Annotated in this window: 6 protein-coding genes and 1 pseudogene; 1 reads left to right on the forward strand and 6 read right to left on the reverse strand. The window is 66.3% G+C overall.

All coding sequences use genetic code 11. From position 1 onward, the window contains the following. Positions 1-5: 5 nt before the first annotated feature. Entirely contained in the window at positions 6-2,450 is a 2,445-nt protein-coding gene (locus ACFC1I_RS11885; RefSeq protein WP_376009307.1) for a glycoside hydrolase family 2 TIM barrel-domain containing protein, read from the reverse strand. 191 nt (positions 2,451-2,641) lie between these two features. On the opposite strand from ACFC1I_RS11885, the gene ACFC1I_RS11890 reads away from it, so the two are divergent. Continuing rightward, entirely contained in the window at positions 2,642-3,601 is a 960-nt protein-coding gene (locus ACFC1I_RS11890; protein ID WP_376009310.1) for a LacI family DNA-binding transcriptional regulator, read from the forward strand. A gap of 69 nt (positions 3,602-3,670) precedes the next feature. Here the strand turns inward: ACFC1I_RS11890 and ACFC1I_RS11895 are convergent, their stop codons facing one another. From ACFC1I_RS11895 to ACFC1I_RS11915, 5 genes and pseudogenes are all read right to left on the reverse strand, one after another. Beyond that, positions 3,671-6,289, reverse strand: a complete 2,619-nt coding sequence (locus tag ACFC1I_RS11895) for a glycoside hydrolase family 3 N-terminal domain-containing protein (protein ID WP_376009312.1) — start codon at positions 6,287-6,289, stop codon at positions 3,671-3,673. 44 nt (positions 6,290-6,333) lie between these two features. Next, a complete protein-coding gene (locus ACFC1I_RS11900) occupies positions 6,334-7,932 on the reverse strand; it encodes a DUF5597 domain-containing protein (RefSeq protein WP_376009315.1) in 1,599 nt (532 codons plus the stop codon). A 93-nt stretch (positions 7,933-8,025) separates the two neighbouring features. Next, a complete protein-coding gene (locus tag ACFC1I_RS11905; protein ID WP_376009318.1) occupies positions 8,026-9,360 on the reverse strand; it encodes an MFS transporter in 1,335 nt (444 codons plus the stop codon). A 167-nt stretch (positions 9,361-9,527) separates the two neighbouring features. Continuing rightward, positions 9,528-11,357 carry a glycoside hydrolase family 3 protein gene (locus tag ACFC1I_RS11910; protein ID WP_376009320.1) on the reverse strand — a complete coding sequence of 610 codons (1,830 nt, stop codon included), beginning with the start codon at positions 11,355-11,357 and terminating at the stop codon, positions 9,528-9,530. Further along, positions 11,354-11,595, reverse strand: a pseudogene (locus ACFC1I_RS11915) (hypothetical protein); the annotation flags it as partial. The pseudogene ACFC1I_RS11915 and the gene ACFC1I_RS11910, both read right to left, overlap by 4 nt.

An 11,595-nucleotide genomic window follows, 5' to 3' on the forward strand; every position in this document is an offset into this window, starting at 1 on the left:
CGTCGTCAGAGCGAGGCGGTTTTGGTGTCGTGTTCGCCGGTCGGGACTGCGAGAACATCTGCTGTCGCGACGCCGTGGCGTCTGGATCGCGCGTTCACTCGTACGATGCCCGCCTCGCCGGTCGAGCGCAGAATGGCGAGCGCCCGGCCGCGGTAGGTGCGGGTGCTTGAGGAGAGGAAAGACGCCGTCGGAGCGGGGTTCGCCGTGCCGTAGCCGACGAGTTCAGCCGGGCCCGAGACCTCGATGTCGACGATGTCGTCGGCGAGCATCTCGACGACGCCGTCACTGTCCGCGAGCTGGATGTGGACGAATGCGAGGTCGTCACCGTCGGCGTGGAGGACGTCTGATTCGGGCCACGCCTGCGCCTGCAGCACCTCGGCGGCGGATCGCAGTTCGCTGCGGCTCACTTCCACTCCCGCGCGATAGGCGATGGCCAGCACGACACCGGGCTGCCAGGGCGTCGTGAACGTGGCCCGGTAGCCTGCCTTCTCGCCCACGGGCCGGCGGCCAACGGAGCGCCCGTTCACCACGAGTTCAATCTCGTCCGCCGCGCTGTACACCGCGATCTCGGCGCGCTTTCCCTCGCAGCCGCGCCATGCCCAACTCTCCACCGCGTCCGTGATCCGCCAGGCCGAGCGCACGAAGGGCAAGCCAGCGCGGTCCAGCGGTCGGACGGTGATGGCCGGCTCGTCGAGCACGCCCCATGCTGCCTGCGCGAGGCGCAACGACGCATCGGGGCGGCCGGTGAGGTCGAACATGCCGGGACCGGCGACGACGTACGGGTAGGGCTTGGCCAGTCCGGCCTTTTTGCCGGGGACCCAGACTGCCACGCCGGCCTCGCCGAGGTACTCCCATCCCGCCCAGACGAAGTCGCCGATCACAGCGGGGATGTCTTGCACCAGGCGCCAGGCCTTCGCCACGTCTCCTGGGAGGGTTTCAGAGCCCAGGATGACTCGGTGCGGGTATCGGCGAGTGTCACCTTTGTACCGGGCGAGTCCGTAGTTGTATCCGGCGATGTCGACCGTGGCGAACGCGTCGCGGGAAGCGCGGTCCGCTCGCGGAAGGCGAGAGATGATGTCCATCATGCGACCGATGTGGTTGATCATCACGTTCGCCTCGGTGCTGCCCGCCATCGCGGGCTCCGCTCCGTCGCCGTCCACCGCGTACGGCGAGGCGTTCATCGCCACCATCGCGTTGAGGAAGAGGTTGATCGCGAGGGTCACCGGCCGGGTGGGGTCGGCGGCGTGAAAGTACTCCGTGATCTCACGCGACAACTCGACCCCTGCAGCAGTGGCGGTCTCAGGAATCTCGTTGCCGGAGGCGTACATGATGACGCAGGCGTAATTGCGGTCCTTCGCGACGAGCGCGTCGGTATCCTCGCGCCAAGTCTCGCGGAAGCGGCCGGAGTGGTCGAATTGCGTCTTGCGGACGAACCAGTAGTCGGCCAGCTCGTCCAGCACGTACATGCCGAGTTCATCGCACGCGTCCAACAGATCACGGGAGAGAGGATTGTGCGCGCTGCGGATGGCATTGAAGCCAGCGTCTTTGAGCAGGCGAACACGCCGGTACTCGGCAGCCCGGTGTGTGGCCGCGCCAAGGAGCCCGTTGTCGTGGTGGATACAGGCGCCGGCCAGCAGGACGCGGCGTCCGTTCACTCGCAGGCCTTGCCGCGCGTCCACGGCGACCGTGCGAAGTCCTACCGGCGCACCCCAAGAGTCGAGAGGCTCCCCCTCCGAGGTAGCAGTGACCTGCACGTCGTAGCGGAAGGGGTCATCAGCGCTCCACGCTCGCGGGTCGTCGACGTGAAGATCGATGGTCCCGCTGGCTCCGGCCAGCGTGCCCTGGGCGACGACGACGCCCGCGGAGAGCAGTCGCGCCTCCAGCACCGTGGCCTGCGGCGCAGGGCCGCTAAGTCGCACGTCGACGCTCACGTTGGCGCGTCCGCTCTCGAGACGGACGGTGCGGACGTGGACGGCGTCACGGCCGAAGTGGACAAGGGGCCGCATGACCCCGCGAACCCGCCGATACAACCCAGAACCCGGGTACCACCGCTCAGCGGGCTGGTCGGTGTGGCGCACGAGCACCCGGATGTCATTCGCCTCGCCCGCGCGCACGGCGTCCGTGACGGTCAGCTCCGCCTCGACGTACCCGCTACGGACCATCCCGACGGCATGACCGTTCACTGTCACTTCGGCGTCGCCCTGTACCCCCTCAAAAATCAGGACGGCCTGCGCCTTCCCGGGAGGAACGGCCCACACCGTGCGGTACTCGTAGTCGCCCCCGCGGAACCACCCGGCCTCGGCGCCTCCAGGCGCCTTCGCGCCCCGCCCTGCCCGCAGCATGGCGTCGTCCGGCAGTCGAACATTGACTTCGGACCCGTCGTCGGAACGCACCACCCAGTCCCTCAGTGCGACATCGGTTGCAGCGAGCGCGGGTCGGATCAGGGTCATCATCGTCCTCGGGGTTCAAGACAGCTGAAGGTCACCGTCCCCATCCATGAAAACACAACAATTGACGCGTGTCAAAAGCCGAATCTAGTGGGTTCTTCTCGACGGGGTTATAGACAGTCACGGCGATTTGACGCGCAGCAAAGGCTCGCCGCTCGCACATAGACTGAACCCGGCGACAGGAAGGGTCCAGGATGACTAACAGCGCCGATGTTGCCGCGAAAGCCGGAGTTTCTCGCTCGACCGTGAGCCAGATCCTCAACGGTCACGGCCACCGGTTCAAGCCTGACATGGTCGACCTTGTCGAGAAGGTCGCACGAGACCTCGGTTACCGTCCGTCCCTGGCGGGGAGGGCTCTTGCCCGGGGCACCAGTGACGTCGTGATCACCCTCCTGCCGAACATCTCACTAGGGCCGCGCCTCCGCGAGCTCATCGACCGCGTCACCGAAGAGCTCGCCGAAGCCGGCAAGACCAATCTGATCCGACTGTCGTCGGGCGACGCGCAGATCGACGAAGCGGTTCTGGCGCTGCGGCCGGCGGGGCTCTGGAGCGTCGCCCCGCTGACGCCCGAACAGCATGCACGACTGGAAGAGCTCGGCGTCATGGCCGTGGATCAGCCTCGTCAGCTGCAATGGCAGATCGATCACGAGATCGGCGCCATCCAGGCACGGCACCTCATCGGGCGCGGTTACCCGGCCGTCGCCGCGGCTTTGCCGGAGGATCTGCGTGAGCAGCCGTTCGCCCTCGCGCGCGAGCAAGGCGCCCTGGACGCCGCCCGAGAAGCCGGCATACCGACGCTACCCACCCTGCGGCTCGCTCTCGAGCGCGGGAGCAGCTCATCCACTGCTCTCCTCCTGCCCGACACCGAAGTCGGCGTCGCGGCTTACAACGACGACACCGCGCTGGCGGTAATGGCGGCCGCGCAGAGGGCCGGACGAGACGTTCCCGGCGAGGTTGGCGTGATCGGCGTGGACAACACCGTCGCTTCAGGCGTATGTGAGCCGTCGCTGACCACCGTCGACATCGACGTACGGTTCAGCGCTCACGAAATCGTGCGCGCGCTTCTGCAAGGCCCAGAGTCAATGCCGGCAGACGCGTTTGAAGCCGTGCGGTCGCTGGTGTCGATCATCGACGGCGGCAGCACCGCTCGCTGAGGGCCAGCCGGCACACCGGACGGCGGGGCGAGCGAAACGCTCATTCCGCCCCGCCGTCCGGTCCGCGTGTCAGTCCGCGTTCGCCCGCGCAAGAAGCGTCGCGGGCAGTTCAGCGGGTATCGCGCCCTGGCTGTACATCACCAGCTGCTCGAGGGTCAGCCCCACCGCCTGGGCGAGCACGTTCTCATCGGCGCCACCGAGCGCTTCCGACAACAGCGTGCGTCCGCGAGGGTCCTCGAGCCATTCACCGATCGTGCTCTCCGCAGTGAGCGCAGGGGTCCGGCCAGACACGACGTGGCGACTTGCCTCGGGAGCGGCTTCGGGCATGTCCCCGCCGGGCGTGACGTTACTCCACAGCGCCCGCCGCGGCGAGCATCGGTGCAACTGCCCAACCAAATCGACCCGTCCGATCAGGGGAGTGAACGCTGAGGACCCCCCAATGAACAAGCGCACCGCACCGGGCTCGACAACCCAGCCGTCTCGGCGATCCCAGAGCGCGAACATCTCGGCGGGAACCTCGACGAGCACCTTCCGCTCCTCGCCGGCGGCGAGGGTCAAGCGCTGGAAGCCCAGCAGCACGCGCGTGCGGCGCACGGTGCGACCGACCAGATCCCGGCCGTAGATCTGGACGACCTCGTCGCCGGGGACGCTTCCGATGTTCGCGACGGTGAAGGTGCATCGGATGACGCCGTCCGTCCCGACTTCAGGCGCCTGCACCTGCAGGTCGCGGTAGTCGAACTGCGTGTAGCTGAGACCGTGCCCGAACGGGAAAAGTGCACCGGCGGAGCCATCGACGTAACTATCCGTGGGTTGCAGGGACCGCCAGTATGGAACAGGCGCCGATCCGACGTTCTCCAGCATCGCGATCGGGAGGCGCCCGGCGGGGTTAACATCCCCGAACAGCACCGCCGCGGTGGCAGCGCCTGCTTCTTCGCCGCCGAACCACGCTGAGACGATGGCGGGCGCACGATCGGCGAGCCAGCCCAGGATGTAGGGGCGTGCGTGGCTGAGCACAACGACGGTAGGGGTTCCGGTGTCGAGGACGGCTTCGATCAGTTCTCGCTGGACACCGGGGAGCTCGCAGGTTGCGCTGTCGAGGCCTTCTCCGACCGTGCCGAACCCGTTGATGCCTGACTGGTCGCCCACGACGAGAACGGCGACATCTGCCTGGCGCGCAGCTTCCACGGCTGCGGGAATTCCCGAGCGATCGATTCTCGCGACCGGGCAGCCTGCTTCATAGAGCACGTTGACGCCTTCACCGAGGCGGCCCCGGATGCCCTCGAGGAACGTCACCAGAGGCACCGTCTCCACCAGTAGCGTCGCGTCGTCAGCGCCGGTCTTGCCTCTCAGCTCCTCGACATCTTCCAGACGGGCCTGCGGGTTTGCGGCGAGCGCGAACCGTTTGGTCATGCTGTCGAGCACCTGGTAGGCGTAATGCCCCAATTGGCCGAGGGGCCGGTCTGCATTCGGGCCGATGACCGCAACAGTGCCAGGCGTGGCCGAGAGCGGCAGGAGCGGCGCGCCGTCCACCGGGTCGTTCTTGAGCAGAACGATCGACTCCTCCGCGACCCGCCGCGCCAGCGACCGCGCGGTCGGCGAGTCAAGAGTTTCAGGTACCGCGTCCACGTCGATGTAAGGCTGCTCGAACAACCCGAGGCGGAACTTCGCGCGCAGAATGGCGGCCACCGCACGATCGAGCTCGACTTCGCTGAGCAAGCCGGTCCGCACGGCTTCGACGATGCGGTCGGTTGACACCCGGTTGTCCAGGTCGATGTCGACACCAGCGCGGATCGCGTCCGCAAACGCGGCGACGAAAGACGCGCTGACACCGTGCTTCGTGTGCAGCTGACCGATGGCGTCCAGGTCGGAGATAACCAAGCCGTCAAATCCGTATTCGTCCCGGAGCAGACCCTCCAGCAGCTCAGAGGAACCGGTGACCGGCACCCCGTCCAGATCGTTGTACGACGGCATGATGCCGTCGGCGCCGCCGTCGCGAATCGCCATTTCGAACGGCAGTCCGTAGAACTCCCGCAGCAGACGTTCTCCTACCTGCGCGGGCTCGGTGTTGCGACCTCCGTCACTGGCGCCGTAGGCCACGAAATGCTTCAGCGCAGCGATCACCGGCGCTCCGGGCACCGCGTTCTGAAGCCCGCGGACGAACGCGGACGCCGTCGCACCCACGAGATAGGGGTCTTCACCATATGTCTCCCCCACGCGCCCCCACCGCGGGTCACGCGCAACATCTGCGAGCGGGGACAACGCCATCCGGGCGCCCAGGGCCGTCATCTGCGCACCGATCTCCGCACCCATCTCGGCGACCAGATCCGGATTCCAGGTGGCTGCTTGGGCGATCGCATCGGGGAAAGTCGTAGCACCCTGCACCTTGAAGCCCAGCAGTGCTTCCTCGGCCAGGAGCACGGGGATTCCCAGACGTGTCTCCTCGATGTGCTTGCGCTGCAGCTCGTTCACGCGCACGGCCGCTTCGCGCGGCGGCAAGTTGAGCGCCGCGATGGCCGCGGTCGCGGTGCCCCATCCCAACTCGGGTGGCTCATGTGCGTCGACCGCCGTGCCGAAGGGCGACGCCGTCTGCGCCGCCTTCTCTTCGAGGGTCATCCGCTCGAGCAGGTCTCGCACTCGAACTCCCACAGGCTGAGTGGGATCGAGGTAGGGCCGGTAGTCGTCGTTCATATGCGGTCCGTTCGGGGTTATTGAGCCGTCGCGTGGAGCTGTGGTTACACCGCGTACACGGAGATCCGGACGATTCCGGTCTCGGGAACACGGGTCGGGATTGCCCGCCCAGGGACGAGCGGGGTGTTCGGGAACGGGAAGGGGATAAGGGTGCCGGACGCGGTCTCATCGCCGTTGAGCCGCAAGGAAGGCACCAGGTCATCCCCTTCGAGTTCGAACGCTGTCGCCGACAGAAACGACGGAGTTGTCCCATCTTCACCAGCCAGCGTGATCCAGAACCCGCGCCCGATGATGTAGGCCGCGTCTTGGCCGTCTTCGATGACAATGGCGTAGCCGGGGTACGTCGGTGTGACGAATCCCCACTCGTCCTTCGTATGGACGTTGACTCGGACGTCGCCGATGACGATCTCCGCACTCGGGTGTGCCTCCGTCAACGTGATCGCCCGCATCCGGGCATCAGGCTTCTGCGCGATGACGGCTGCCGCCGCGCGCAGCAGGCCGAAGGCGTCCGCCAGCGGAGGCGTCTCGGCATCGTCGCTCCGGTAGGAGTCGACCCCGAACGGGGAGACGCCGAGGGCCCCGTGACCGCCGATCGCCTCGAACATCTGCGGGATTCCTGGGGCGTCTCCGCGCAGTTCGGGGATGAACAGCCGGCCCCGTCGCGCTTTGAAGCCCGCGAACACGGGCGCCGCATCGTCGACGTACATGTCGGGAGCGAGGAAGTCGATGTCGGGGGCGAGTGCCTCCCAGATCGCGGCTACCGGAAGCACAGGTCCGCCGCTCGGGTATTGTCCGGGACGCTTTCCTCCGGCCAGCGCAACGGGCCCGTCGAGCACGCTGTCTCGGTCGAGCCAAGCGTTGACGAACAGCGGCACGTCCAGTTCCGCTCGCCCGGCAGCTGCGACGACCTGTGTGTAGCGGGCGAACCCGGCAGCCATGAATGCCTCGTCGGCCCGGTCGCCCGCGGGGAACAGCTCGGCCCAGGTGCCCGCGGCGCGGCTTCCCGCCGCGACCCACTCTGCATGCAGGGGCGCACCGGGGTCTCCGGCGACAGCTGCGACGACCTCGGCGGGCACGGGAGACCTGAACGTTTCCTCCGCGAGTTCGCTGCGGTCACGGCTGTCGCCCAGAAGACCGATCTCGTTCTCCACCTGCACGGCGATGACGGTCCCGTTCGGGTCGACCTGCGCGATCCGTCGCATCATCACGGCAAACGCGCACGCGTCTGCGGCACGGGCCTCGTCACCGAAGGGAGTCAGGTGCTCGATGCGGCGCCCATCGCTGAGGACCGAGCGGGTGAAGCGTTCCGGGTTCTGTTTTACCCAGCCGGGGACGTATGTCGATGCGGCGTTCTTCCAGGATCCGAACCACAGCGGGATCAGTCTCAGCCCGCGCTCGTGCGCGCCGTCGATCATCGCATCCAGCAGACGAGTGTCGTAGGTGCCCTCGGCGGGTTCGAAAAGGTCCCAGGCGACGGGCGCGAGCACGGTGTTAGCGCCCAGCTCCTGGACGGCGTCGAACGACCGGGCGATCGCGCGTGCGGTACTCGAGCTGGAATTGTGGACCTCTGTCCCTATCACCACGAATGGACGCCCATCGATGGCGAGGTACGGACCGCTCCAGGCGTTGTTCGCAGCGTTCAAGTGAGTATTCCAATCGGGGGGGTCAGTCGGCGAACGAGTTGATCGAAGTGGTGCGGACGCGGCGGGCAAAGGTCGTCACCCGCCGCGTCCGGGTCAGCGGACGCCCCGCACGCGGGACGCGGTAAACGCGGCGCCAGCGGCGAACAGACCACCAGCGATGAACATGGCTGTGTAGTTCCCTCCGCCGCCGATGGCGAGGAGGAGGGGTGCGATGACCGGACCGATGGCGGTGGCGATGGTGCCGGAGATCTGGTAGATCGACATCCACTTACCGCCGGCTTCCTTGTCGGGGAGGACGTCGGATGCGAGGGCGAGGTCGACCGAGTTGAACGCCCCCGAGCCCGCCGACAGCAGAACAGCGCCGACGATGTAGACGGTGATGTCCGGGGCGAAGGCCGCGATGACCATGCCGACACCGATCATTGAGGCGGCGATGTAGATGAAGACCTTACGGCGGCGCAGTTTGTCGGAGAGGAAGCCGCCGAGGATGGTGAATCCGATGGTTGCCAGCAGCGCGAGACCGCCGACGGCTGCCAGCTGCTGGCCCGCCTGCTCAGCCGTGAATCCGAGGCGATCCAAGAGGAAGTAGAGCTGGTACGTGCTGAAGAACGCTGTTCCGACGCCGATGCAGAGCTTGCCAAGCCACACCCAGGTGAAATCAGGGTGCTTGCGGGGGTTGAACAGCAGCGAACGCAGGGCGGCGCCGATGCTCACGGCCTGGAACCGCTCCGGGGCGGGCCCGTCGGGAATCACCAGCAGCCACACCACAACGCCGATCGCGAACACACCGACGGGCAGGAAGAACAGCAGCAGGATGTTGCCCAGTAGGAAACTGCCGATCAGGCTGGCGCACACGCCGGCGATGGATGCCATCACGCCGCTGAGCGCGCCGAGCTTGCCGCGCTGTGCGGGCGGCACATGCTCCGCCAGTGCTGGGTTCATCGAGGCACCAACCAGGCCCCCGGCGAGCTGAGCAATGATGTAGCCGACCAGGACGACGGGCACGGTGGGTGCGAGCGCGATGATGAGCGCACTGAGCGCAAAGGTCCCGAGGCCGAGCAACAGGAACGGGCGTCGGCGCCCCCAGGGCAGCTTGCTGCGATCGCTGAGGACACCGAAAATCGGCCCCACAGGGAGAAGCACGATGGCGCTGATGCCGACGACCAGACCGAGCGCCGTCTCTTTGCTCGCCGGGTCGATGAGCTGGATCTTGTAGGGAAGGCTGAACAGCGCCGGCATAAACAAGCACAGGAAGAAGCCGAAGTAGGCCAGGCCGTACGCGAAGGTGAACCCGAACTTCACCTTGGGGATTCGCAGCTCCGCAGTAGTCGGATCCTCGTCGACCTCCTCGGCGCGCAGAGTGAGCTGCGACACTTCCTCGATGGGCGTGTTGTTCGGCGGAATGTTTGCCGCATCTTTGCGTCTCATGGGATTGCCTTTGTGATCGGCCCGTCGTCGGGCGCTCGGGTTCCGAACTGGCGTTGGGGCCTGGGTCGGGGTCGTTCGAAATAAGGGAAGCACTGATATTGACGCGTGTCAATTCACCCGCTCGGCGGCTCAAACTTGGGTAGATCCGCAGTTCGGGCTCGCTGACGTCAGCAGATCCTGCTCCCGAACAGCCTGTAGCCGACAGGGTAGAGGGGGTCTGCGGTGCCCGGCAGGCTCTCGTGGGCCCGTTCGATCGCCGCGATCGAGCGAGGAATCTCGACGGGCAGGGAGCCTTGGGGTGGGATGCGGCCGCTCAGGGCGAGCAGTAGCGCTTCGTCGCTCACGCCGAAGCTCACAGTGAGACCAGTGACCACATCGGTCAGAGGCGTCAGGATGGCCGGTCGATCGAGCAGGACATCCAGGTGGAGGCGGGTGGATGCCGCGATATTCCGGAGTCGGTATATGAGTCCGGGATTGAACTCCAAGGATCCCTGGTGGAAGTAGTCCTCCAGGAAGAGGTCATCGCGCGGTCGGAATGGCGCGTGTATCCGCACCAGCGCGAAATCGGCGTCCGCCGGATTCTCGACCACCGTCGCGTAGTCGACAACTGCCTCTCGCGCGATCCCCTCGAGGTAGACGCGTGGCGTTCCTCGCAGTGGGAGAAGCGATTCGCGGTTCTCTAGAAGCGTGACCGAGCGCGCCTGTGCCGCTAGGCCTGCTTGACGATGCGAAGAAGCCCCAACGACGGCAGCGGCACGCTCTGGGTCAACGTAGGGATTGTCAAACAGACCGAGCTGGAACTTCACGAGCAGCAACCGACGCGCTGACTCATCGATGCGCATCTCATCAACGAGACCTTCTCGGACGAGTGCAAGAAGGACGTCAGTACATTCCTCGCCGCCGAACTGGTCGGCGCCGGCGTGGAGGATCTTGAGCATCCGTCCTCTGGCGTCCAGGTGCTCGACTCCCCATGCACGCGCGGGCAACACCTGGTCCCCGACGAAGTTGTCGTTGACGAGCTCCCAGTCGGTGAGGATCACGCCGTCATAGCCGAGCCTTTCCCGGAGCAGCCCAGTGAGAATCTGACGGTTGTAGCCGAACCCGACTTCCTCGACGGGTTCGCCGTCGAGTTCGAGCCCGACCGGCATGCCGTAATACGGCATGATTCCGGCTGTGCCCGCTTCTATCGCCGCGAGGAATGGCCGGAGGTGGTCGACGAAAGCGCCCTCGGCGTAGACCTGCTCACGGCCGTAGGGGAAATGTGCATCTTCCCCGTCCTTCTGCGGCCCTCCCCCGGGAAAGTGCTTAGTGACGCACGCCACGCTCTCGGGCCCGAGCGCGGTTCCCTGGAAGCCGGCGAGGTACGCGCGGGTGTACCTCGCGACACGTTCGGAATCGGCGCCGAACGTCTGCAGTTGCCGGGCCCAGCGGGGCTCCGTAGCGAGATCGATCTGCGGATGCAAGGCGGCGCGGATGCCGACTGCGCGGTATTCCTCACGCGCGCGGCGCGCAAAGTCTTCAATCACGCTGAGATCGTCGATCGCGGCGAGGCCGAGGGCATCCGGCCACTGCGAGAACGGTCCAGCTGAGAACGCCACGCCGCTGTTCTCCGTAAACGAGTGGCGTGGGTCAGTAGAGATGGTCACCGGGATGCCATGCGGGGTCTGTTCCGCAAGAGCTTGCAGTGTGTTGTTCCAGATCGCTGCGTCGCGCGCAGAGTCGAGACGGTGCACGTTGAAGTGATTGATGTACTTGCCGAGAACCACGGTGCTGGTCGGCGATTTGCTTATGCTGCCGGGTGTCTCCAGTAGCGTCCCGTCCGGCCCCGTCTCGATCACCGTCTGGAACAGAAGGCCCACCTTCTCTTCAAGAGACAGTCGCGGGAGAAGATCCTCGACTCGCTCGTGTGGAGACAGCCGGCTGTCTTCAAAGGGGTCCATGACGCCGTTGCGATTCAGGTCACGGTAGCTTAGGCCGTAGTCCGAGTCGTTGTTCATGCACGTAGCCTCTCTCCGTAATGCGGCTGAACAGTGGCCGCTGCCGTGATGCGGGTGATTTCCGATGGCGCTTCCATCGACGCGAGCCGGATCGCCGTCCACGACACGGCCGGCAGTGCCAGCGACAGCAGGTCGCCGTCGACGGATGCCTCGGCCTCGCGCACGCCGACACGCTCACGGTCCTCGAGGGTGTTGGCCGCGTACAGGTCGTCGTCGTGCAGCAGGTGCGACTCGACGA

It is taken from the genome of Microbacterium sp. NPDC056044 (assembly GCF_042267145.1).
GTDB lineage: Bacteria > Actinomycetota > Actinomycetes > Actinomycetales > Microbacteriaceae > Microbacterium.